Source organism: Pseudomonas paralactis (genome assembly GCF_001439735.1).
GTDB lineage: Bacteria > Pseudomonadota > Gammaproteobacteria > Pseudomonadales > Pseudomonadaceae > Aquipseudomonas > Aquipseudomonas paralactis.
In genome coordinates this window covers 213,171-234,466 of the sequence record NZ_JYLN01000008.1, presented here as the reverse complement: position 1 = coordinate 234,466, position 21,296 = coordinate 213,171, and the positions used below count along the sequence as shown (strand labels likewise).

Here is a 21,296-nt window from a genome sequence, read left to right as displayed (position 1 = left end):
CTGCTTTTGATCTTGATCTTAGGCGCCCCGTCAAACCACGCTGGCCGGAATTCGACAGGGATTTGGGGGGTAAACCGGCAGGGATGCCGGTTTAGCCGCCCCGCGCCATGGATGGCGCGTGGCGGCGGCCCCCCAAATCCATGGCGGATTACGGGCACACCGAGCCTAAGCGAGGTGCCGAGTGGTGGGGCAAGAGCGTTTTGCTTACTTTTGCGCTTTTCAAAAGTGAGCCGCCGTAAGGGCGGAACCAATAGCAGCCGTCACCTAAATAACGGATATGCACTCGATCAACGTCCAGCATCCTGGTCGGCTCTTAGGCCGCCATCGGGGGCAAGCCCCCTCCCACAAGTCCGGCCTCGCACCAGAGAGTTGTGTAGATACCTATGCCCCTATGAGGTCATCAGCAACACCCACACACTCAAGCCTGCTCACTCTCATACCGATCCAACGTATCACTGGCAATCTCCCGCCCCAGGGCGATCAACTCCGGCGCCTTGTAGAACTCGAAAAACCGGCACACCCGCTTCGGCACGTTGATCAGTACATCCGGCGGGTACCCGGCGATTTTGTATTGCGCCAATGAGGTTTGCATCACCTCGAAACTCTGGTTGATCAGGTCCAGCAGCGACGCAGGCCCGACGTTGTCGATGATGAACGAGCCGGTCGCCGACTTCGGTGCGCCGGCTTTCTCCGGCGCCGCGGCAGGTTGCTGGGCCTCGGGTTCAGCCGACTCCAGCCACGGGTTGATCTCTGCTGCCTGGGCCTGCAAGGCTTCCTGTTCGAGTTTCATCAACTGCTCGGCCTGCTTGCGGCGAAACGGCAGGTGCGAGCCCAGGGACTTGGCCAGGCTGTTGAAGCGGCTCTTGAACGCCGGCGGACGCTGGATCACCGGCAGCCGATAGTGTTTCTGGTTGGTGGCATTGAGGTTGACCGCGATGATCAAATCACAGTGGCTCGACACCACCGGCACAATGGGCAGTGGGTTGAGCAGCCCGCCGTCCACCAGCATTCGGTTGCCCTGCATCACCGGCGTGAACAGGCTCGGGATCGCCGCCGATGCGCGCATGGCCTGGTGCAGGCAGCCTTCCTGAAACCAGATCTCCTGTTGGTTGGTAAGGTCGGTAGCCACGGCGGTGTAGGGGATGCGCAGCTCTTCAATATTGATGTCGCCGACGATCTTGCGGATCTGCCCGAAGACTTTTTCGCCGCGAATCGCACCCAGGCGAAAGCTCACATCCACCAGGCGCAACACGTCGAGGTAGTCCAGGCTTTCTATCCAGTTTCGATACTCGTCCAGCTTGCCGGCGGCATAGATGCCGCCGACCACCGCGCCCATCGAACAGCCGGCGATACAGGCGATGTCATAACCGCGGCGTTCGATTTCTTCGATCACCCCGATATGGGCGTAGCCCCTGGCTCCCCCGGAGCCCAGCACTAAGGCAACACGTTTTTTCATGACCCAGTCCTTCGCAAAACAGGTGCCCACAATGCACCCATCAGGGGGGCGGCTTCAATCATCTGCTGGGCCCGCGATATTTTTCGAGGATAACCTTTGCGCTCGGGTATGCTCTGGCAATAGGTACGACCGATATCAGGCTAAGGACAAGGCACTTTTCCCTGTGGGCAACGTCTACAGGCTACGAATGATTTTGCTTATTTTGAGGTGTCATCAATGAAAGCCTGGATGTGTGTGCCTGTGATCGTGCTGGCCTTGGCCGGCTGTGCCGGCAAGACGGCCTACCGCGACAGCTGCGGTTCCCAATTGGATGCCGCCTGGAAAGAACTCGATCTGGCCAAGGCAGAAGGTTTTGCTGGCACCGTGAGTTACTCCAAGGCTCTGTCGCTATTGACTGGCGCCAAGACCCAGCAGCAGTTTGAAGCGTTTGAAGGGTGCTCCAACAAAGCCCAGAAGGCGCGGTTCTATATTCGTGAGTCTCGCGCCGGGCGTTGACCTGTAGCGGCGAGTAGGATTATTCATCAGAAAGTGAGGGCAGGATGTCAGCGTTGGTCAATCAGTTAGTCGCTCAGGTCATTGGCCTGGAAGTAGGGTTACTGAGCTGCCAGGCTCGCCTCGCCGCCGTCACTGACGATGAAGCCCTGCATGATTTGCGCACCACCGTACGGCGCTTGCGCAGCCTGTTGCGCCCTCTGCGCGGGCTGCCCGGTGTGGAGCAACTTGAATTGGCCGCCAGCACGGTGGGCCAACTGACCACGCCGCTGCGTGACCGCGAGGTTCTGGCGGCTTATTTGCACCAGCACGGTTATCACGACGCGGCTGATCGGCGCCTGCGCCTGCAGCCCGAGGCCTATCGCCATGTGGCGCAAAGCCCGGAACTGGCGCACCTGTTGCTGATTCTGGATGCATTCCCTCGTTTTATTCGCGCCTCCCAGCACCAGAAACTGCTCAAGGGGCTGCGCCCGCGCATCGAGAAACGCTTGGCCAAACAATGGCAAACACTCGACCACGCTCTGAAGGATCCCGAGCATGATCGCCACCGTTTGCGCTTGCTGATCAAGCGTGTGCGCTACGCCGCCGAGGCTTACCCCGAACTGGATAAGCTACCCGCCAACGCCATGCCGCGATTGAAGAAAGCCCAAAGCGCCCTGGGCGACTGGCATGACTGCTGGCAGTGGTTGGCCCAGGCCGGGCAGCAGGCCGATCTGCAACCTTGCGTCGCCACTTGGCAGCGCACCATGCTCAAGGCCCAAGGGCAGGCTGACCGTGTACTGGACAAACTCAGCGCCGATTGTTTTTGACACGGTCCGGCTTTTGGCCGGAATGGGCGCTGTGCCGGTCCGTCTCGGTGGTTAAAATTGCCCATCGATTGTCTTGATGTGAGGTCGCCATGCGCTTTAGTGATTTGCTCGACGCTGCTCGAAGCAACCCGTTGGATGTCACCATTCCCGCCGAATGGGCCCAGGGCCGTGCCAGCTTTGGTGGCCTGGTCGCCGCTTTGCAATACGAGGCGTTGCGTGCCCAGGTGTCGGCGGATCGCCCTCTACGCTCCCTGGCCATCACTTTTGTGGGCCCGGTGGCGCCGGACGTGCCTGCCAGCTATCAAGTCGAAGTGCTGCGTGAGGGCAAGGCCGTCAGCCAACTGCTTGGGCGCGTGGTCCAGAACGGTGAAGTAGCGACCCTGGTGCAGGCCAGTTTTGGCGCGTCTCGAACCTCGGAAATCGACGTGGCGAGCGAACCGGCGCCGGTGTTCAAGCATTGGGATGAATGTCAGGAGTTGCCCTACATCAAGGGCGTTACCCCTGAGTTCATGCGCCATTTGGCGATGCGTTGGGCCGTGGGTGGCCTGCCGTTTACCGGCAATAAATCCCGCGACATGGGCGGTTGGGTGCGGTTGCGCGGGGATGTGAAAGAAGAACAACTGACCGAAGCGCATATCCTCGCCCTGGTCGACGCCTGGCCGCCGGCTTTGCTGCCGCACCTGAAAAAGCCTGCGCCAGGCAGCACCCTGACCTGGACCATCGAGTTCATCCAGCCACTGCAAAACCTGACCACCCTCGACTGGTGCCAGTACCATGTCAACATCGAGCACGCCCGCGACGGCTACGGCCACGCTGCCGCTGCGCTGTGGAGCCCGACCGGCGAGTTGATCGCCCTCAGCCGCCAGACCGTGGTGGTATTCGCCTAGGCCCCCTCAGTGGTGGTGACGCTGCCGCCAGGCACGCCACCAGCCACCGCTCAGCACAAAGCGCGGGAAGGTCACAAACTGCTCGACCACCAGGCGTTGCACCGCATCTTTACGATCGCTGAATGGCTCACTGGCCTGGGCTTCCAGGCTGTGGCCGTGACGCTGCAACGCCAGGCCCGCCACGATGCCGACCACACCGATAGCCAAGCTGGCCAGGCTCAGGCTGAACACCCCTGAAACGATCAGCAGGAAGCCGACGATAAACAGCGGCACGGCAATCATATGCAACGCCAGGTTGGTCGGATGCTGATGGTTTTGTGGGTAGTGACGCCATTGCCAGGCGGGGAGATTGGGGTGACGTTTGCCCATGATCGTGAGTCCTCTGTCCGTTGGAACAACTTGGACAGAGTTTAGGTGCGCACGGGCGGGGTAGCGAATCAAGGCTGGCTATTAGGGCTATAGAGAACAGTTTGGCGGAGTGATCCTCATGCCCAAATGACGCAGTCATGATCATCCATATGCACCAAAAACGTTATTTCGCTATCGGTTATCCAAAATGGATAGCCGGTGGTTTCGCCTAGAACAGATGCTAGAACTCGAGAGTTATCAATTTTTCAGGCGGTATATGCTGAGTCAAATACCACCAGAATTAGATCCCTCTCGCTGATGCGATACGGTATTTCCTTCCAAAAGTCAGGGTTGTACTCCGTGCTTTTTTCGTTCAGTTCTCCAGCGCCAATGTTCAAGGTATTAAAGGCTGCCTCTATTTCGTCTTCCAAAAAACTCATCAGGGGACACCTATTCTTGACCGGCTGACAGGAACCAGTTGAAGCAGGATATGGCCTCTTTTTGCTCCTGCAATCCCTCGCACTGTTTGATCAGGCGAGGGACTTTGCAGAGGTTCTTGGGTAAAAGAAGTCGGTGTTATTCACGGGGATGGCGAGGAAGTTTCGCCTTAACTTCAGGTAAACCGAAACTTGGCGGTAGGAATCGGATTACAGGTGGAGCAGTCTTACAGCTTCAACTGCCCAATCGCTTTGCTCAACTCCCCGGCCAACGTCGCCAGTTCGTTACTGGTGGTTGCCGACGACACGGTCTGCTGGACGGTGTTTTCGGTGACATCGCGAATACTCACCACGGCGCGGTTCATTTCTTCGGCCACATGGCTTTGCTGTTCGGCGGCGACGGCGATCTGGGTGTTGCTCTCGCGCATTTGTGCCACCGCACCGGTGATTTGCGCCAGTGCGGCACCGGCTTCCTGGGCTTGTTGCACGCAGTCGTCGGCCTTGAATGAGCTTTCCTGCATGAAGTCCACCGCATCGCGAGTACCGGCTTGCAGCGCCGAGACCATGCGGGTGATTTCGTCGGTGGAGCTTTGCACGCGCTTGGCCAGGTTACGCACTTCGTCGGCAACCACCGCGAAACCTCGGCCCATTTCACCGGCGCGGGCGGCTTCGATCGCGGCGTTGAGCGCCAGCAGGTTGGTCTGTTCGGCGATGCTGTGGATCACCCCGACCACGCCGTTGATCTGTTGGCTGTCCTGGGCCAGTTTCTGGATCATTTCGGCGGTTTGTTGCACGCCGTTGGACAGCCCGGCAATTGAATGCTGTACCCGGGTGACCACCGCCTGGCCGCTGCCGGCGAGGGTGTCGGCGGTCTGGGAGAGGTCGCGGGTGGCACCGGCGTGCTGGGCGATATGGTGGACGGTGGCGGTCATCTCATTGATGGCGGTGGCGGCCTGGTCGGTTTCGCTCTGTTGGCCGAGCATACCGTGCTGCACCTCGTTCATGCTGCTGGCCAGGCGTGCGGCGCCGTCATCCAGTTGCCGGGCGGTGCGTGCCACGGTGTTGACCACGCGCTGGTAGCCAGCCTGCATGGCATTGAACGCACTGGCCATTTGGCCGACTTCGTCCTTGCAGGCCAAGGGCACGCGCGCCGACAGGTCGCCGGTTTTCTCGACGTGCAGCATCACGTCCTTGAGGGTGTTGAGTTGGCTGAGCAGGAAGCGAATCAACAGCTGTGAGGCGCCGAGCATGGCCAACATGAGGATCGCCACGGCGACGGCGTAGTTGGCGAAGCGTTCGCTGAATACTTGACCAAGGCTGGGAGCGTAGGCGAGCACGGCGACGTGTTGACCGTCAGCGCGCTTGATCACCTCGGCGCCTATGAGTGGGTTGTTGCCCAGCAGCGGCATGTGATTGAGTTCGACCCAACCGCTGGCAATGCTCAAGGCTGCAAGAGCCTGGTCGCCCAGTTGTGGGATTTGCCCCTGGGCATAGGTCAGCCATTGCTCGCCGGTGGGCAGGGCTTTGTCGGCTGGCCAGGCGCTGAGCAAGCGCCCCTGCGCCTGGGCCGAAGCCTGGGATGCCTGGCTGCGTGCCTGTTGCTCAAGCTGTACCGCGTACAGCACCAGCAGCAGGGTGGTAATGAAGGCGACCGCATTTACGGCCCAGAATTTGTACTTGAGCGAGATATTGCTAAGCCAGGCACCCATGGAAGGTTTTCTCTGATAGCGGAAACAGCATTGGCAAGGTGCCATTATTGTGCCGCTACGCAGAAACGCGTTTTTGACCTGGGTCAATGGGTGGCATCAATCCACATCAGGCAAGCCGAAAAAGCGGCGGGCACAGGCGGTGCTGTGGGTCGCCAGGTCTTCGAGCGTTTCGTGACGGTGCAAGGCCACTTCGCGCAGTACTTCGGGCAAGTACGCCGGTTCATTGCGACCGTTCTTCGGCTTGGGGCGCAGGGTGCGCGGCAGCAGGTACGGCGCATCGCTTTCCAGCATCAGGCGGCCCCGGGGAATTTCCCTGACCAGCGGATGCAGGTGCGTCCCTCGGCGTTCGTCGCAGATCCAGCCGGTGATACCGATGTGCAAGTCCAGGTCCAGGTAGCTGAACAGCGCGGCTTGTTCACCAGTGAAGCAGTGCACCACCGCGGCGGGCAGGTGGTCGCGGTAGTCTTTGAGAATCTCCAGCAGGCGCTGGTTGGCGTCGCGCTCGTGGAGAAACACCGGCAGTTTCAGCTCGACGGCCAGGGCCAGGTGGTGTTCGAGGACTTTTTCCTGCTGCGGGCGAGGGGAGAAGTCGCGGTTGAAGTCCAGCCCGCATTCACCCACGGCACGTACCCGACTGTCTCCCAACAGGCTACGCAGGCGCTGCGCGCTGTCGCCATTCCAGTCGCTGGCAGAGTGAGGGTGGATACCCGCGGTACTGAACAAACGCTGGCCGCTTTCATCCAGTTTTACACACAGCTCCAGGGCCTGTTCGCTGCCCTCGATGCTGGTGCCGGTGAGCACCAATTGCTGCACGCCGGCGGCGTAGGCACGTTCGAGGACGGCCTGGTGCCTCTCGTCGAAACTGGGGTTGGTCAGGTTGACGCCGATATCAATGAGTTGCATGGTGCTATCTCCGCCTGCGGCCGGAAAGCATATCAGAGCTGTAGATTTATAAGAAAAACCAGGAACTACAACGCGTTATCGCTGTCTTTGAACGTCGCAAGCGACATTGTGGTTGGCCGGTTGCCTGTCACGGTGTTGCCGTTGCGCGCCTTGCCAGCGCATAGAGCGCTCTGTTTCTGACCTCCAGCACTTTGTTATTGGCAAAGGCGCTGGCCAGTATTCTTTCCGGAGAGCGGATGATCCGACCCTCGGCGTTGCTTGTGTTGTGCCTGACGTTGCTGCTGCCCATGGCCGCGGTCGCACGTCTGGACGGGCCGCTGGAAGTCACCAAGCCCGGCAAGGTGCGTGACCTGGCGCAGATTCGTTCCAGTCGCACCTTGCGCGTACTGGTCAACCAGAGCCGCAACAGTTCCGGTGAAGTTCAGGGCCAGGCCATCGGCGTCGAATACCATCGGTTGCGCGCCTTCGAGCAGTACCTCAACGGTCATGCCCGCGATGGCCAGGCAATCAACCTCAAGATTATCCCCAAGGCCAAGGACCAGTTACTCGGCGCGTTGGCCCGTGGCGAAGGCGACCTGGTAGCGCCCGGCGAGTTGCTGGATGTGAAGGCCGTACACAAAATCAGCGCCAGCGAGCCGATTGTCAGCGATGTGCCGTTATGGCTGGTCGGCGTCAAGGGAGAGCGAAGGTTTACCAAGTTGGAGCAACTGTCTGGTCGCACACTGACGCTGACTACCGGCAGTGCGGCGGCGGATGCCATCAGTCAGGTCAATCAGAAACTGGCGCTGCACAAGCGAGCGCCGGTGAAGGTGGAGTGGGTTGACCCGAGCCTGGCGGTAGAGGATGTACTGGAGATGGTGCAGGCCGGGATTTTTCACCTGACGATCGTTGAAAAACCGATTGCCGAGCGCTGGTCGAAAATCCTGCCCAAGCTGCGCTTTGACAAGCAGGTGGTGATCAGCGAGCCGGGTGACGAGTTCTGGTTCGTGCGCCAGGACGCTTCGATGCTGCGCGCCAGCATTGACCGATTTCTCAAGACCTATCGAACCCCCGCCGATCAGGACGTGGCGTTCCAGCGCATCTACCGACGTCTCTACCAGGTGCGCAACCCGCTGGCGCGCGCCGACCGCCAGCGTTTGGAAAAACTGCGCCCGGTCCTGCAAAAACATGCACGCGAGCAAGGGATGGACTGGCTGAACCTGGCGGCCTTGGCGTTCAAGGAGTCCTCCCTGGACCCTGGCGCACGCAATAGCGGTGGCCCGACCGGCCTGATGCAAATCACGCCTTCGGCTGCGCAGCGGGTGGGGGTCAACAATATCGAGAGTCTCGACAGCAATGTGCAAGCCGGCGCACGTTACCTGGCGATGATCCGGCGTAAATTTTTCTCCAGCCCCAAGCTCAACGAGCGCGAGCGCATGGCTTTTGTGCTGGCGGCCTACAACATGGGCCCGGAGCGGGTGCAGGGGATGCGCACCGAGGCCAGACGTCGCGGGCTGAACCCCAATCAATGGTTCTTCCAGGTTGAACGCATCGCCATGGAGCAGGTGGGAATGGGCGGCGTCAGCTATGTTAATAGCGTCAACAAGTATTACTTGGCGTTCGACCGGGAGCGAGAGTCCCTGGAGCCGCCGGCAGCTAAAATTGCCTCACGCAAATAATCAATTTTATCGATATTAACTAGGCAATATTTGCGCTTTTATCATTGTTTAAACTGATTAATATAGCGGCCAACCAACCCCTACCTGGAAAAGGATTTACTTAAATGAGCCCAATGATTACACGCGTCCTGTCCACCCGTGCCGGTTACGGCCTGACCATCCTGCGCATCTTCGTCGGCATGATCTTTGCCGCCCACGGTTCGCAAAAACTGTTCGGCTGGTTTGGCGGCGGTGGCCTGGCGGGTACTGCTCAATTCATGGAAAGCCTCGGCCTGACGCCGGGCACCCTGATGGCAGTGTTGTCGGGCGGTACCGAGTTTTTCGCCGGCCTGGCCCTGATCATTGGTTTGCTCGCTCGCCCGGCGGCATTGGGCCTGACCTTCCTCACGCTGGTGGCGATCTTCTCGGTGCATATCCACAACGGTCTGTTCATGGCCAACAACGGTTATGAATTTGCATTGGCCTTGCTCGGCGGGGCGCTGGCGGTGTTGCTCGAAGGCGCCGGCAAACTGTCGGTTGACCGCGCGATCACTGACTGATCAGTCTGTATGTCCCGGAAAAGGCCCGCATCTGCGGGCCTTTTCGTTGCTCGGGATTCTTGACACTGCCCCACCGGCTTCTCTAGGATGCTGCTCATGCGCCGATTTAAACAGCTAATTGCGGGGCGCCACTGGGACTCAATGCAGCCCGACAGAAGTACGTATCCTTGCCCAGGGCACTCTTCGAAATACCGCTAAAGCGCTGGTTCGGTGTTGCCTCTCACCTGCCCGCAGACTTTTGAGGCAGAGACACGACACGATGAATGCACCACGCCCTCTCATACGCCTGGCCCCGATTACTGCGGACCTGACTCAACGCAACCCAAAAATCCTCTTGGGCGGTAAACACCAGCCGACGCTCCTGCGTTACCTGGACGGCTGGCCACGCCGTAGCGGTCGGCCTTCGGCGTTCCTGATCCAGTTTGTGAAGGACGGCGAATCCCTGGCTCGTTTTGCCAGCAATAGTTTCGACCTTGCAGTGATCCAGGCGCCCAGTGCCGGCGACGCCCATGAAGTGATCCACCAACTGACGCGCATCGCCCGCCAAGGGTTGATTGCTCGGCGTTGAGCGGTCAGTCATAGGCTGCTGGCGCGGCTGATCGGCGTCGACGCTGATAAAGGACAAGGCTCCAGGCAATCAGGCATAACAGTAACGGCATCGTGGCGATCATCAGCCCTTTCAGGTATCGCTCGAAGCGCTGCAACGGCGCGTATGCCTGGGCCTTGAGTGCGTGCAACTCGATGGGCAATTGCAGGCGCTCCTTGTTGAGTGCCTGCAACTGGGTGTTGGTATCCACGGCCTGTGTGACCAGGCTTGCGTGCTCTGGATTCAGCCTTTGCCAGGCTTGCTCTGTGTGCTCGTGTCGTCGCTCCAGTTCAACCGCACTTTTGCGATAAGCCTGCGCGGCTTCTTCGCGCATGTGTTCGAGCCTGTGCAGTGGCTGGGTAATAACGCGCGGTTGGATGCGCCTGAGTATCTCCGGGGCTGCCAGGTTATCCAGCGTATTGAGTACAAATTGCGTGTTGCCGTTGGGCTGAGCAGTGTTGACAGCGTCGGCGAGCACGTCGGTGTCGGCCACGACCACCACTTGGATCTGCTCGGCTCGTTGCATCCCCGGTGGCAGGTCCTTGAAACCGTCGGGAAACACCGAATAAGCGGGGCCCTCAACGCGGGCGGCGATCACGTGGCGCTCTCCTGTGGTGGCGGTTTCATCGATGAGTGAGTCGAAGGTGGTCGCAGACGCAAAGCGCTCTGCATCCACCAGCGCGGACTGTCGGGAGCTCTGCAACAAGGGGGTCAGCAGCGTACGATTGTTGTTGGACAGAGAGAGTGCGCCGCTGCTGGACACGGTTACGGCATCCACTTTCCAGGTGCTCGGATCCGTCGGGTTCATTGCCTGTCGTGGAAGTTCCAGCCGGGCCGGGTGCAATACCTTTGGCATTCCGGGGCCGGGCGTAGCCGATGAAGCGTAAAGATTGTCGACCAACAGCGTGTCCGCAGGCATTTGTATACCCCATGCGGTGAGCAGCGCATCCAGTCTGGCATTGGTCGATATGGCTTGCGCCGCTATCTCACTCACCGGGTCGATAAAGACCATCAGCTTCGCACCTCTCATTAGCGCTTGCTCAATGGCATACAGGGCCCGCTCGGGCAGGGCGCGCGGCTGTACGACCATCAAAGCAGTTATCGATGACGGCACTTGAGCGATGGTCGGTGCCAGTTCCACCACGTTGAATTGTTCGCGCATCTGTTCCAGTAGTTCGCCGGCAGGTTCATCCAGCGCCAGCCCCGACAGCAGGCCGATAGTAGGGCGTTCAGGGTGCGTGAGTTTGTGGAGCAGGTGGCTGATTTCATATTCAAGCAAAGGCTCATGTTCGGGACTGAACAGGTCAATGCGTTGCGCGCTATGGCCGGCACGGGTGCCAATAAGGCCCAGGAATCCTTGCGTGTCATCCAGGCCAAACAAACCGGCTTTGTAAGCATCTTCTGAAAAAGGCGTTGGATTGATGACATGTAGATTGATCATGCCGTTGGCCGCTTTTTCGACTTCCTTGAGCATGTCTTCAACGCGACGGCCGTAACGACTCATCGCCTGGCTCCGTTGAGGGGCATTGATGGCATTGAAGTAATACAGGTCCAGTGGGTGTTCAAGTGTTGTCAGCAGTTGGCGTGTCGATGGCGATAAGGTATGGATTTGTGTGTATGAAACGTCCCAACGGACATTGGGTAGTTTCGGTACCCAGACCAGATTGAAGGCCAGAAACAGTAGCGATATGACAAGTAATGTCATACCCGCACGAAGAGCGGATCCCATCAGTGGCTTTCCTTCTCAGCTGTTCTTGTAGTTGAGGGTGATGGTCGTCGCAAAGAGAAAAGCCAGGATCATGCTTATAAAGTACAAGCCGTCATGCAGTGTCAGTTTGCCGTTATCCATCGTGCTAAAGCGAGCAATAGGATCAAGGGACATTAGGCTGTCGATAATCCAAATGGGTGCCTGGTTATCAAGTGCATCCAGCATTGAGGAAAGCGCGCTGGCGATCAGCAATAAGCCGAGTGTGAGCAGGAAAATTACGATGCGTTGTTTGGCAAGTACACAGATGAAGCAGCCCGCCGAGAGATAACTTCCGGCCAGCAGCCAACTGGCCAGGAATTGTGACGCGATAACGGAATTATCCGGCGTGCCCAGATAGTTGACCACGATCACCAGAGGGAAATTAAACATTAATGCAAGTGCGCAGACGGTCCAGGCGGCCATAAATTTTCCGATCACCTGTTCCGTGGCGGTGACAGGCAAGGATTTCAGCGTGTCGCAAAAGCTGTTGTTGTATTCATCCGACCACAACTGCGTCGATAAAATGGGTATTAACAATAGATAGAGCCAGGGGTGCAGTTCGAAGAAAACCTGCAAATCGCTGCTGTTTCGCTCCACCCAGTGCTGGGCGTCCAATCCCAATGTCGCACACAGTACGAGGAAAACCGCCACACTCAGGTAAGTGCTTGGTGAGGAAGCATAACTGGCGAGTTGACGCTTGAAAATAACAGGTAGCAGTCTCAAGCAGATACCTCCTGGCTCAGATGGTGAACCACATCGCTCAGGCGACCCGGCTCCAGGCTCAATGACGTTATGTTCCAGCCGCGGTGTGCGATAAGCGCGTTAATGGCGGGGAAGATGGAGTGCCCGGGCATGGCCAGGACAGTCACTTTGCCCTGGGCATGGCGGTCTTCCTCAATGCCCGCGACACCGGGTAATACGGCAAGTGCGAGTAAATCCAACGGGCTGTCTGACGCCAGGGTCACAGCCTGAAAATGCCGGGAACTGCGCTGCAGATCCGCCAGCGAAGCATCGGCGGCCAGGCGCCCACCGGCGATGACCAGGGCACGGCTGCACATGTCCGTCAGTTCGTGGTACTGGCGGGAGGCGATAATGATCGTCATGTCCTCGCTCAGGGACTTGATGAGTGCGCTGAACTTGAGCCGTTGATCAGGGCATAGCCCTTGTGTGGGTTCATCGAGCAGGAGCAGGCTTGGGGAGTGGAGCAAAGCCTGGGCCAGTGCAACCCTGCGCTTGAATCCAGGGGGCAGTATGTCGACGGGGCAGTCGAGCACGGGCATCAAATCCAGCCGTGCGGCCGCCTGCTCTACCTGGCTGCGCTTTTCGAGCCCCCTCAAACCGTGGATGGCCGCAATAAAATTAAGTATGTTTTTGACGGACATTCTGTGGTGGGTGAGTCCACCCTGAAGCTGATAGCCAATGGCTTTTTTTGTTTGAAGTGAATGGGTTGAGGTATTGAATCCCAGAATGTTGATTTGCCCTGAAGTCGGTTTGATTGTACCGGCGATCAAGTTCAATAAGGTTGTTTTGCCCGCACCACTTTCCCCCAGCAGACCCACGCATTCCTGATGCTGCGCACTGAAGGAGATGTTAGTGATTGCGCGTGTTCTGCCCAACTGTTTTGTTAAGTTGCTTATCTCGATCATGTCGTTACCGAATAAGTGCGCGGGGCGGGTGAGAGGCGGCGGCTGTATAGGAAGGTGCCCTAAAAAGGGTACGTTCATTAGTTGTAGTTGGGAACGCGTAGCGCGACTTATAAGAAGAATCCTACGTTCGACTCGATAATTCGCTGAAACAATTGTTTTGTTTGGAGGGCTTATTAATGTTCGGATGTTTATCTGATGTTTATATAAGGTTTTCTCTTTTGTAACGAGGCCTGATTGCCATGATGCTTCTACGTACTCTTGTTCTTGAGCGCAGCGATGCGCAGGCGCCTGTAAATGGCGCTTTGCTCTGTGGGTTTGCTGTCGCTCAAACGGCTTCCAACTTTCTTGTGTATAGCCTCGATGAAGAAGCCGAACCCGGTCATTCCAGGGTATACATCGCCGTTCTGCGTAAAAAGCTTGAACGCTATTTCCTGGGCGGCGTTGATTCGAAAGAGGATTTGCAGGTGGCGATGCAGGTCTTCAAGCAGGTTCTGACGCTGGCGGCGGCACCAGGGTCCAAGGTGATTCCGGCTGCTGAGCCCCAGGTTCCGTTCCATTTCATTGATCTTAAGGGCTGCAGGTTGCCGCCTGCCCGACCCGAGGATCATCACTCGGTGATCATCAAAAAAGCATTGGTGATGAAGGTGATTACCCTGGGCATGTCAGCCCCTGCGTTGCCTGCCATCGAAAGTAGTACGGTGATCGTGCCGTCGATTCGCTTCTCATCACAAATGGTCGCGCCTCCACGCAACCCAAGCCCTCCTCAGATTGCGCCACAGCCTGTGGTTGAAGATATCGTGGAAGAACCACTGCCGTCGTTTGTTGAAATGCCGGAGCCGCCCGCTGAGGCAGTTAAGGTGCCTTTTCAGGTTGAACAGCGTGAAATCCCAACGTTTGAAGAGCCTGCGCCGCTGGAGCAAGAGTCTTTGCTTGAGATGGACAGCACCCTGAGCAATCTCGCCAAGGTCGCTCAGGAGCTGACGCAAAAAAAACGCGCTGTCCTCGAAAAGGAAGAGCAACTTGAGCAGTGGCAGGTGCGGCTGCAAGAGCAGCAAAGCCAATTGGACGAAAAACACCGAGAGTTGGAGCAGCGTCATACTCAACTGCTGGAGCAGCAATCAGAGGTTAACCAAAAGGCGGAAAAGCTGGCGATGATGATGTCGCAGTTGTCAGGCGTGCGCCAGCATCTGCACGGTACGCTCTTTGGCCTGGATCAGGTTCTGGAGGGCCAGGGATAAGCCGATGGGCTCGCCGCTCAGGTTCATTTATCATCCCCCCCAGCCAGCCAACGCCTGGGCATGATGCCAGGCGTATTTGGCACCATTGGACACTGCCTGGGGATGCAAGCGTTTGAGTACCAAGCTGATTACCAAAGAAGGCCATGAAGCGCTTAAAAAAGAGTTGGATTACCTGTGGCGGGAAAAGCGTCCAGACACTACGCGCAAAGTGACGTGGGCAGCCTCCCTGGGAGATCGCAGTGAGAACGCGGACTACCAGTACAACAAGAAACTGCTGCGCGAGATCGACCGGCGGGTGCGCTACCTGCGTAAACGCCTGGAAGACATGCGCGTGGTGGAATACATGCCCGAGCAGGAGGGCAAGGTGTTTTTCGGTGCATGGGTCGAAATCGAAAACGAACAGGGTGACACCAAGCGTTTTCGCATCGTGGGTTATGACGAGATTTATGACCGTATGGATTACATCTCCATCGACTCACCCATGGCACGGGCTCTGCTGCGCAAGGAGGTGGACGACGAGGCAATCGTGCACACCCCCGGCGGCGAGGTGTGTTGGTGGATCACCAGGATTGAATATGTGAAACCGGCATAATGGCCCGCGCTCTGAACCGAGCACGGGCCAGCCAGGTTTCAGCCTTCGCGCAATACAGTCAGCGGGCTGGCATTCAGTGCGCGACGCGTGCCGAATACCCCGGCAGCGCCGATCAGCATGGCGCCGATCACGGGTAGCATTAACAGCCACGGGTGGGGATGCCACGCCAGATCGAAGGCGTAGCGGTACAGCACCCACGTCACCAGTTCGGTACCCAATGCCGCCAGCAGGCCACTGACGGCACCCAGCAGGCCGAACTCGATGCGCCGCGCCTTGATCAGCAACTTGCGCTCGGCACCCAGGGCTCGCAGCAAGGCACCTTGGCGGATGCGTTCGTCCAGCGTGGCCTGCAAACCTGAGAACAACACTGCCATGCCTGCCGCCAATACAAACAACAGCACGTACTCCACCGCCAGGGTCACTTGGGCAAGGATGCTGCGTAACTGTTCCAGCAACGCCTCGACCTGCAGGATAGTGACCGCCGGGAAGGCCCGTGACAGGTCGACGATCTGTTGGTCGTGACCGGGTGCCAGGTAGAAACTGGTCAGGTAGGTCGCGGGTAAGTCCTTCAAGGTGCCGGGCTGGAAGATCATGAAGAAGTTGGGCTGGAAATTATCCCAGTTGATAGTCCGCAAGCTGGTGACCCGTGCCTCGCGGTTTTCCCCGCCGATGGTGAACAGCAAATGGTCGTTAAGCTTGAGTTTCAGGCTCTCGGCCACTTTGGCTTCCACCGACACACCAGGAATCTCATCGCTGGGTTGCGCCGACCACCAGGCGCCCGCAGTCAGGACGTTACCCGCAGGCAAATCGGCAGCCCACGTCAGGCTCAGGTCGCGTTGAACGGCACGGTCGCCACTGGAGTCCTTGCTGACAATCTCTTGCACGGGTTCGCCGTTGATGCTGATCAACCGCCCCGGCACTACCGGATACAACGGCGCCGCTTGCGCCTGTACTTCCAGCAGGCGGGCGCCAAAGGCGTCCTTGTCGGCCGGCAGGATATTCAAGGCGAAATAATTGGGCGCGTCTTTGGGCAGTTGATTTTGCCAGGTGTCGAGCAGCTCGCCGCGCAACAGCGCGATCAGCCCCATGGACAGCAGAATCAGGCCAAACGCCAGGGATTGGCCTGCCGCCGCCAGCGGGTGGCGCAGCAATTGGCCCAGGCCCAGGCGCCAGGGCAAGGAGGCGCGAGCCAGTAGGCGTCGCAGACTCTGCAACATCACCAACAACAGGCCGCCAAGGACCAATGCCGCGACCACGCCGCCGCCCAGCAGAGCGAAGGTCAATACCAGGTCAAGGCTCAGGCGCCACATGATCAGGCCCAGGGCAAACAGCGCCGCGCCGTAGACCATCCAGGTGCTTGAGGGAATGGGCAGCAAGTCGCGGCGCAGAACCCGCAGCGGCGGTACACGACCCAGCGCCGCCAGTGGCGGTAGGGCGAAGCCTGCGAGCGCGACCAGCCCGGTGCCGATCCCGGCGACGGCCGGCAGCAACCCGCCCGGCGGCACATCGGCAGGTAGCAGGTCGTGGAGGAAATAGAACAAACCAAATTGTGCGAGCCAGCCGAGCAGTGCGCCGACCAGGCTTGCCAGCAAGCCCAGTACGCTCAGTTGCAGGCTGAACAGCAACATGGTTTCACGTCGCGACAATCCCAGGCAACGCAGTAACGCACTGGCATCAAAACGTCGACTGGCGAAGCGGTTGGCCGACAGCGCCACGGCCACGCCGGCCAGCAGCACGGCCACCAGGCTGGCCATGTTCAGGTAGCGCTCGGCCTTGCCCAGGGCGCCGCCGATCTGCTGGTTGCCATCGCGCGAATCCTGCAGCCGCTGGTTGGCAGCGAGGCCCGGCTTGATCAGGTCGCGATAGGTTTGCAGCGCCAAGCTGCCTTGTGGGGCGCGCCACAGTTCGCGGTAGCTCACACGGCTGCCCGGCTGGACTACACCGGTGGCGTCCAGGTCGGTCAGGTTGATCATCACCCTGGGCGTGAGGCTGTAGAAATTGCCGGCGCGGTCGGGCTCATACGTCAGGATGCGCGCCAGGCGCAGGGTTTTCATGCCGACATCGATGCTGTCGCCGACTTTCAGGTCCAGCGCGGTCAGCAGCCTGGCTTCCACCCAGGCTTCACCGGGTTTGGGGCCGCCGCCCGGCGTCTGCGCACCGAAGGGCTCGGCGCTGCTTTTCAACTCGCCGCGCAAGGGGTACTGCTCGTTGACGGCCTTGATGCTGGAAAGCTGAATGCCGTTGTCTGCGGCGATAACGCTGGAAAACTCCACGATGCGGGCGTGATCCAGGCCCAGCTCGGTCCCGGACCTGATTTGCTCGGGGCGCGCTGGTGAGCTGCCTTCGAGCACCAGATCGGCGCCGAGGAACTCGGTGGCGCGCAACAACATGGCGCCGTTGAGGCGTGCACCGAAGTAGCCGATGGCGGTGCTGGCAGCCACGGCCACCAGCAGGGCGAAGAACAGCACGCGCAATTCACCTGCGCGGGCGTCGCGCAGTAACTGGCGCATGGCAAGGCTGAACAGGCGCAATAGCGGCAAACGTGCCATCAAGGCTCCAGGGGCGCGACCATCAGGCCGGCTTCAAGGCGGATCAGGCGTCGGCAACGGTGGGCCAGGCGCTCGTCGTGGGTGACCAGCACCAGGGTCGTGCCGCTCTCTATATTGAGTTCGAACAGCAGGTCGCTGATGCGCTCGCCGGTATGGCTGTCGAGGTTGCCGGTGGGTTCGTCGGCAAACAGCACATCTGGTTCGGCGGCGAACGCACGAGCAATGGCGACCCGCTGCTGTTCGCCGCCGGACAGTTGGCGCGGTGAGTGAGTCAGGCGCTGGCCCAGACCCACGCGCTCCAACAGATGTCGGGCGCGCTCGCGGGCGTCCTTGCGGCCGTCCAGTTCCAGCGGCAGCATCACGTTTTCCAGCGCATTGAGGCTGTCGAGCAGTTGGAAGGATTGAAAGACGAAACCCACATGTTCGGCGCGGATGCGCGCGCGCTGGTCTTCGTCGAGCGTGCTCAGTGCTTGCCCGGCCAGGGTGACTTCGCCGCTGCTGGGCAGGTCGAGGCCGGCCAGCAGGCCCAGCAGGGTGGATTTGCCGGAACCGGAGCTGCCGACGATAGCCAGGCTATCGCCCTTGTTCAGTTCCAGGCTCAGTTCGTGCAGGATAGTCAGTTCACCTTCCGCGCTGGGAACCACTTTGCTAAGGTTTCGCGCGGTGAGAATGCTTGCGCCCATGGAGAATCCGATGCGAATGTGGTTTTTGAGTGCTGGCCTGGCCTTGATGTGCATGGCCCAGAACGCAGCGGCGGGTACAGTCCTGATCGTTGGCGATAGTATCAGTGCCGGTTTCGGCCTGGATAGCCGCAAAGGGTGGGTCGCCCTGCTGGAGCAACGGCTCAAGCAGGAGGGTTTTGACGATAAAGTGGTCAATGCTTCCATCAGTGGTGACACCAGTGCCGGAGGCCTCGCGCGGCTGCCGGCGGCGCTTGCAGCGCATAAACCGGATGTGGTGGTGATCGAGTTGGGCGGCAACGATGGGTTGCGCGGCCAGCCGCCGGCGCAATTGCAACAAAATCTTGCCTCGATGATCGACCAGTCCCGGGCCGGTGGTGCCAAAGTGCTGCTGTTGGGCATGCAATTGCCACCCAATTACGGGCCGCGATACACCACCGCGTTTGCACAAGTCTACGGTGCATTGGCCAAGGAAAAAGACATCCCTCTGGTGCCGTTTTTCCTCGAAGGTGTGGGGGGGCATCCGGAGCTGATGCAGGCCGATCAACTGCATCCGGCAGTCGCGGCGCAAGGCAAGTTACTGGAAAATGTCTGGCCGGCGCTAAAACCGCTGTTATGACGCTTTTCTACCGGCAGGCTTTCGGCTAAGGTGGCGCCCCCCCGATTTGGAGCCCCTGATGTCGCGTCCTGCCTGGTCCCTGTTTAACTACCAACTGATCGAGCCGGACGAGCAGCTGGATCTGTTCGCCTGTCAGGAAGTGCGGGTGCATTTGGTGGCGCGTCAATTGGAGTTGGGCGGCTCGATCGACCGTACGCTCTGCGGCACGTTGTTGCCGGCACAACCACGCTGGTCATCGGTGAGTCGCTCGATCTTTCAGGACCAGCGCCTGTGCCCGTTGTGCCGAGCGATTCTGGAATCGCAAAAGCGCGGCACACCGCCGATCTGGCCGGAGCTGCGTTTCGAGTTATAAAACAGCTTGAAGCCTGGCGCCGCGAAGCCGTATACAATCAATTTTTCCTACCCGTCGTCTTGCGAAGGATTTTCCGGATGTTGTCGCGCCTTTCCGTCGTCACCTGCTGCCTGTCTCTCGCTGCGCTCTGTGCGGCCGGTTCGGCGGCAGCCTTGCAGTTGCCCCTGCCGCCGCCAGGCGAGGACATTGTCGGTCAGGTCCAGGTCATCAAGGCCAAGTACGAAGATACCTTTGCCGACTTGGGCACCACTTATGACCTGGGGTACTCGGAAATGGTCGCGGCCAACCCCGGCGTCGATGCCTGGTTGCCGGGTGCGGGCACCGATATTGTGCTGCCTACGCGCTTTATCCTGCCGCCGGGGCCACGGGAAGGCATCGTGATCAATTTGGCCGAGTACCGGCTCTACTACTATCCAAAGGGCCAGGACGTCGTCTACACCTTCCCGCTGGGTATTGGCCGTGAAGGCTGGGGCTCGCCGATCGCCCACACCAGTATCATCGCCAAGACGCCGAACCCGACCTGGACGCCGCCGGCCTCGATCAAGGCCGAGCACGCCGCCAATGGTGACCCGCTGCCCAATGTGGTGCCGGCCGGTCCGGATAACCCGCTGGGGCCGTTCAAATTCACCCTGGGCACGCCGGGTTACCTGATCCACGGCTCCAATATGAAGTTTGGTATCGGCACGCGTACCAGCCACGGCTGCTTCCGCATGTTCAATAACAACGTCCTGGAAATGGCCGGCATGGTGCCGGTGGGCACCTCGGTGCGCATCATCAACGACGCCTACAAGTTCGGCAGCAGCGGCGGCAAGGTCTACCTTGAAGCCCATACCCCGTTGAACGATGACGGCACGCCTTCGGTGGTCGACAAGCACACCGCGGTCATCAATGCGTTGCTCAAGCGTGAAGACCTGTCCAACAACCTGCGCGTGAACTGGGACCAGGTGCGTGACGTGGTCGCGGCCGAGGATGGTTTACCGACCGAGATTGGTGTGCCGGGCGCGGCGCCGGTGGCCTCCAGCACGGAGGATAACCTGCTGTAGGAGCGAGCTTGCTCGCGAAAAACTTAAGGGCGGCGCTGTAATTCAGCACGCCCGCGTCATCGTTGACCACCTTCGCGAGCCAGCTCGCTCCTACAGGTAGCACACGCCAAATCAAAGGCAAAAAAAAGCCGACCCATAAATGGATCGGCTTGATAACAACCCCGAAGGATTATTACTTGCGGCTTGCTTTTTCAAGCATGCGCAGAGCGCGCTCGTTAGCTTCGTCAGCAGTCTGTTGTGCTTTTTGAGCAGCAGCCAGAGCTTCATCAGCTTTACGGTAGGCTTCGTCTGCACGAGCCTGGGAGCGAGCTGCTGCGTCTTCAGTTGCAGTCAGACGAGCTTCGGTTTCTTTGGAGACGCTGCTGCAACCGGTAGCCAGAACTGCGGCCAGAGCCAGAGCAGAGAATTTCAGAACGTTGTTCATCGTGTTCCCCTTCAAGGACTTTCAATTAGATGGCTACTTGCTCAGAGTGAGCTAATAGCCGGCGTACATACTACCCATTACTTGTAGTAAGTAAACTGACGTTGCGCAAGAAGCAAAAAAAATTCCTGTGCCGAATCTATTTTGGCTAACCTTTTGAAGGTTTGTATGAAAACTGTCCAGTTTTTTCATCTCGACAGGCATTGGATCCAGGCTGAAAGGGCCGGCCCGCATGTGTTAAGCCTTGTAAATAGATGAAAATTTATATATCGAAGCGGGCACTTTCGTTGCGCTTGGCTTTACTCGGGCTGGCATCTTTTGCGCATCTAGAGGTGACTTTAAGAGCGCCAGTTCGTCTCAAGCTTCAACTGCCGGCAATGTTCAGGCTATCGGTCAACGGTTGATCGAGGCCCTTTCTATATCCAGCCGGGCAGGGAATGATGAGTGCGCCTTGAGCAATTGCAGGATTGGTGCCTACTATTCCCTACGTGCTGGCTGTGAGCGCTCACGGTTTTCTCGTTGTCGAAACCGGCACGGGGTGGCGTAGATGTTCCTTCGCCGGAAAAACATCGGTAAGGTAGGGTC

Annotated in this window: 22 protein-coding genes; 11 read left to right on the top strand and 11 right to left on the bottom strand. The window is 59.0% G+C overall.

Features of this window, described 5'->3' with window-relative positions; genetic code table 11:
- Nucleotides 1-418 precede the first annotated feature (418 nt).
- On the bottom strand, nt 419-1,456 hold the full coding sequence (locus TX23_RS20685; RefSeq protein ID WP_057703799.1) for a patatin-like phospholipase family protein: 1,038 nt from the start codon (nt 1,454-1,456) through the stop codon (nt 419-421).
- Nucleotides 1,457-1,672: 216 nt separating this feature from the next.
- Between TX23_RS20685 and TX23_RS20680 the strand changes: the two genes are divergently transcribed.
- From TX23_RS20680 to TX23_RS20670, 3 genes are all read left to right on the top strand, one after another.
- The gene (locus tag TX23_RS20680; RefSeq protein WP_005786355.1) at nt 1,673-1,951 is read left to right on the top strand and encodes a hypothetical protein; all 279 of its coding nucleotides are present in this window, start codon (nt 1,673-1,675) and stop codon (nt 1,949-1,951) included.
- Between the two features lie 44 nt (nt 1,952-1,995).
- Nucleotides 1,996-2,757, top strand: coding sequence for a CHAD domain-containing protein (locus TX23_RS20675; RefSeq protein WP_057703798.1), 762 nt, complete (start codon nt 1,996-1,998; stop codon nt 2,755-2,757).
- A gap of 89 nt (nt 2,758-2,846) precedes the next feature.
- Nucleotides 2,847-3,644 (top strand): acyl-CoA thioesterase, encoded by a 798-nt coding sequence (locus TX23_RS20670; protein WP_057703797.1) that lies wholly within the window; start codon nt 2,847-2,849, stop codon nt 3,642-3,644.
- A 6-nt stretch (nt 3,645-3,650) separates the two neighbouring features.
- On the opposite strand, the gene TX23_RS20665 is transcribed toward TX23_RS20670, so the two are convergent.
- The 4 genes from TX23_RS20665 to TX23_RS20650 form a co-directional block, all read right to left on the bottom strand.
- On the bottom strand, nt 3,651-4,013 hold the full coding sequence (locus tag TX23_RS20665) for a DUF962 domain-containing protein (RefSeq protein ID WP_057703796.1): 363 nt from the start codon (nt 4,011-4,013) through the stop codon (nt 3,651-3,653).
- A 245-nt stretch (nt 4,014-4,258) separates the two neighbouring features.
- Nucleotides 4,259-4,432, bottom strand: a complete 174-nt coding sequence (locus tag TX23_RS28510; RefSeq protein ID WP_244885971.1) for a hypothetical protein — start codon at nt 4,430-4,432, stop codon at nt 4,259-4,261.
- A 224-nt stretch (nt 4,433-4,656) separates the two neighbouring features.
- On the bottom strand, nt 4,657-6,138 hold the full coding sequence (locus TX23_RS20655; protein ID WP_057703795.1) for a methyl-accepting chemotaxis protein: 1,482 nt from the start codon (nt 6,136-6,138) through the stop codon (nt 4,657-4,659).
- Nucleotides 6,139-6,234: 96 nt separating this feature from the next.
- Complete coding sequence (locus tag TX23_RS20650; protein ID WP_057703794.1) at nt 6,235-7,041, bottom strand: TatD family hydrolase; 807 nt, start codon at nt 7,039-7,041, stop codon at nt 6,235-6,237.
- 236 nt (nt 7,042-7,277) lie between these two features.
- Here TX23_RS20650 and TX23_RS20645 point away from each other — a divergent pair, with 236 nt between their 5' ends.
- The 3 genes from TX23_RS20645 to TX23_RS20635 all read left to right on the top strand — a co-directional run bounded on the left by TX23_RS20645 (nt 7,278) and on the right by TX23_RS20635 (nt 9,806).
- Nucleotides 7,278-8,699 carry an MltF family protein gene (locus tag TX23_RS20645; protein WP_057703793.1) on the top strand — a complete coding sequence of 474 codons (1,422 nt, stop codon included), beginning with the start codon at nt 7,278-7,280 and terminating at the stop codon, nt 8,697-8,699.
- Between the two features lie 104 nt (nt 8,700-8,803).
- Nucleotides 8,804-9,238: a DoxX family protein gene (locus TX23_RS20640; protein ID WP_057703792.1), complete on the top strand. Its 435-nt coding sequence runs from the start codon at nt 8,804-8,806 to the stop codon at nt 9,236-9,238.
- 259 nt (nt 9,239-9,497) lie between these two features.
- Entirely contained in the window at nt 9,498-9,806 is a 309-nt protein-coding gene (locus TX23_RS20635) for a hypothetical protein (protein ID WP_057703791.1), read from the top strand.
- Nucleotides 9,807-9,810: 4 nt separating this feature from the next.
- Here the strand turns inward: TX23_RS20635 and TX23_RS20630 are convergent, their stop codons facing one another.
- Genes TX23_RS20630 through TX23_RS20620 form a run of 3 tightly spaced genes read right to left on the bottom strand, consistent with a single transcriptional unit; the run spans nt 9,811 to nt 13,217 of the window.
- Nucleotides 9,811-11,553 (bottom strand): Gldg family protein, encoded by a 1,743-nt coding sequence (locus TX23_RS20630; RefSeq protein ID WP_057703790.1) that lies wholly within the window; start codon nt 11,551-11,553, stop codon nt 9,811-9,813.
- 15 nt (nt 11,554-11,568) lie between these two features.
- A complete protein-coding gene (locus tag TX23_RS20625; RefSeq protein ID WP_057703789.1) occupies nt 11,569-12,294 on the bottom strand; it encodes an ABC-2 transporter permease in 726 nt (241 codons plus the stop codon).
- A complete protein-coding gene (locus TX23_RS20620) occupies nt 12,291-13,217 on the bottom strand; it encodes an ABC transporter ATP-binding protein (protein WP_057703788.1) in 927 nt (308 codons plus the stop codon). The genes TX23_RS20625 and TX23_RS20620 overlap by 4 nt, the downstream gene beginning before the upstream one ends.
- A 239-nt stretch (nt 13,218-13,456) precedes the next feature.
- On the opposite strand from TX23_RS20620, the gene TX23_RS20615 reads away from it, so the two are divergent.
- Together TX23_RS20615 and greB are read left to right on the top strand one after the other, a co-directional pair.
- Nucleotides 13,457-14,455 (top strand): hypothetical protein, encoded by a 999-nt coding sequence (locus TX23_RS20615; RefSeq protein WP_057703787.1) that lies wholly within the window; start codon nt 13,457-13,459, stop codon nt 14,453-14,455.
- A gap of 112 nt (nt 14,456-14,567) precedes the next feature.
- A complete protein-coding gene (gene greB / locus TX23_RS20610; protein ID WP_057703851.1) occupies nt 14,568-15,047 on the top strand; it encodes a transcription elongation factor GreB in 480 nt (159 codons plus the stop codon).
- A gap of 38 nt (nt 15,048-15,085) precedes the next feature.
- Here greB and TX23_RS20605 read toward each other — a convergent pair whose 3' ends face one another.
- Both TX23_RS20605 and TX23_RS20600 read right to left on the bottom strand, forming a co-directional pair.
- Complete coding sequence (locus tag TX23_RS20605) at nt 15,086-17,596, bottom strand: ABC transporter permease (RefSeq protein WP_057703786.1); 2,511 nt, start codon at nt 17,594-17,596, stop codon at nt 15,086-15,088.
- Nucleotides 17,596-18,279, bottom strand: a complete 684-nt coding sequence (locus TX23_RS20600) for an ABC transporter ATP-binding protein (RefSeq protein ID WP_057703785.1) — start codon at nt 18,277-18,279, stop codon at nt 17,596-17,598. Before TX23_RS20600 ends, TX23_RS20605 begins: the two co-directional genes overlap by 1 nt.
- 10 nt (nt 18,280-18,289) lie before the next feature.
- Here TX23_RS20600 and TX23_RS20595 point away from each other — a divergent pair, with 10 nt between their 5' ends.
- The 3 genes from TX23_RS20595 (at nt 18,290) to TX23_RS20585 (ending at nt 20,290) form a co-directional block, all read left to right on the top strand.
- The gene (locus TX23_RS20595) at nt 18,290-18,895 is read left to right on the top strand and encodes an arylesterase (RefSeq protein WP_057703784.1); all 606 of its coding nucleotides are present in this window, start codon (nt 18,290-18,292) and stop codon (nt 18,893-18,895) included.
- Between the two features lie 58 nt (nt 18,896-18,953).
- Nucleotides 18,954-19,247 carry a hypothetical protein gene (locus TX23_RS20590; protein WP_057703783.1) on the top strand — a complete coding sequence of 98 codons (294 nt, stop codon included), beginning with the start codon at nt 18,954-18,956 and terminating at the stop codon, nt 19,245-19,247.
- 77 nt (nt 19,248-19,324) lie between these two features.
- Nucleotides 19,325-20,290: a L,D-transpeptidase family protein gene (locus TX23_RS20585; protein WP_057703782.1), complete on the top strand. Its 966-nt coding sequence runs from the start codon at nt 19,325-19,327 to the stop codon at nt 20,288-20,290.
- Nucleotides 20,291-20,462: 172 nt separating this feature from the next.
- On the opposite strand, the gene oprI is transcribed toward TX23_RS20585, so the two are convergent.
- Nucleotides 20,463-20,714, bottom strand: coding sequence for an outer membrane lipoprotei OprI (oprI, locus tag TX23_RS20580; RefSeq protein ID WP_003172710.1), 252 nt, complete (start codon nt 20,712-20,714; stop codon nt 20,463-20,465).
- Nucleotides 20,715-21,296: the final 582 nt, after the last annotated feature.

Excerpts from the sequence above, each read along its gene's own strand:
- TX23_RS20685 (WP_057703799.1), bottom strand. The coding sequence starts at position 1,456 with ATGAAAAAACGTGTTGCCTTAGTGCTGGGCTCCGGGGGAGCCAGGGGC.
- TX23_RS20680 (WP_005786355.1), top strand. The coding sequence starts at position 1,673 with ATGAAAGCCTGGATGTGTGTGCCTGTGATCGTGCTGGCCTTGGCCGGC.
- TX23_RS20675 (WP_057703798.1), top strand. The coding sequence starts at position 1,996 with ATGTCAGCGTTGGTCAATCAGTTAGTCGCTCAGGTCATTGGCCTGGAA.
- TX23_RS20670 (WP_057703797.1), top strand. The coding sequence starts at position 2,847 with ATGCGCTTTAGTGATTTGCTCGACGCTGCTCGAAGCAACCCGTTGGAT.
- TX23_RS20665 (WP_057703796.1), bottom strand. The coding sequence starts at position 4,013 with ATGGGCAAACGTCACCCCAATCTCCCCGCCTGGCAATGGCGTCACTAC.
- TX23_RS28510 (WP_244885971.1), bottom strand. The coding sequence starts at position 4,432 with ATGAGTTTTTTGGAAGACGAAATAGAGGCAGCCTTTAATACCTTGAAC.
- TX23_RS20655 (WP_057703795.1), bottom strand. The coding sequence starts at position 6,138 with ATGGGTGCCTGGCTTAGCAATATCTCGCTCAAGTACAAATTCTGGGCC.
- TX23_RS20650 (WP_057703794.1), bottom strand. The coding sequence starts at position 7,041 with ATGCAACTCATTGATATCGGCGTCAACCTGACCAACCCCAGTTTCGAC.
- TX23_RS20645 (WP_057703793.1), top strand. The coding sequence starts at position 7,278 with ATGATCCGACCCTCGGCGTTGCTTGTGTTGTGCCTGACGTTGCTGCTG.
- TX23_RS20640 (WP_057703792.1), top strand. The coding sequence starts at position 8,804 with ATGAGCCCAATGATTACACGCGTCCTGTCCACCCGTGCCGGTTACGGC.
- TX23_RS20635 (WP_057703791.1), top strand. The coding sequence starts at position 9,498 with ATGAATGCACCACGCCCTCTCATACGCCTGGCCCCGATTACTGCGGAC.
- TX23_RS20630 (WP_057703790.1), bottom strand. The coding sequence starts at position 11,553 with ATGGGATCCGCTCTTCGTGCGGGTATGACATTACTTGTCATATCGCTA.
- TX23_RS20620 (WP_057703788.1), bottom strand. The coding sequence starts at position 13,217 with ATGATCGAGATAAGCAACTTAACAAAACAGTTGGGCAGAACACGCGCA.
- TX23_RS20615 (WP_057703787.1), top strand. The coding sequence starts at position 13,457 with ATGATGCTTCTACGTACTCTTGTTCTTGAGCGCAGCGATGCGCAGGCG.
- TX23_RS20605 (WP_057703786.1), bottom strand. The coding sequence starts at position 17,596 with ATGGCACGTTTGCCGCTATTGCGCCTGTTCAGCCTTGCCATGCGCCAG.
- TX23_RS20600 (WP_057703785.1), bottom strand. The coding sequence starts at position 18,279 with ATGGGCGCAAGCATTCTCACCGCGCGAAACCTTAGCAAAGTGGTTCCC.
- TX23_RS20595 (WP_057703784.1), top strand. The coding sequence starts at position 18,290 with ATGCGAATGTGGTTTTTGAGTGCTGGCCTGGCCTTGATGTGCATGGCC.
- TX23_RS20590 (WP_057703783.1), top strand. The coding sequence starts at position 18,954 with ATGTCGCGTCCTGCCTGGTCCCTGTTTAACTACCAACTGATCGAGCCG.
- TX23_RS20585 (WP_057703782.1), top strand. The coding sequence starts at position 19,325 with ATGTTGTCGCGCCTTTCCGTCGTCACCTGCTGCCTGTCTCTCGCTGCG.
- oprI (WP_003172710.1), bottom strand. The coding sequence starts at position 20,714 with ATGAACAACGTTCTGAAATTCTCTGCTCTGGCTCTGGCCGCAGTTCTG.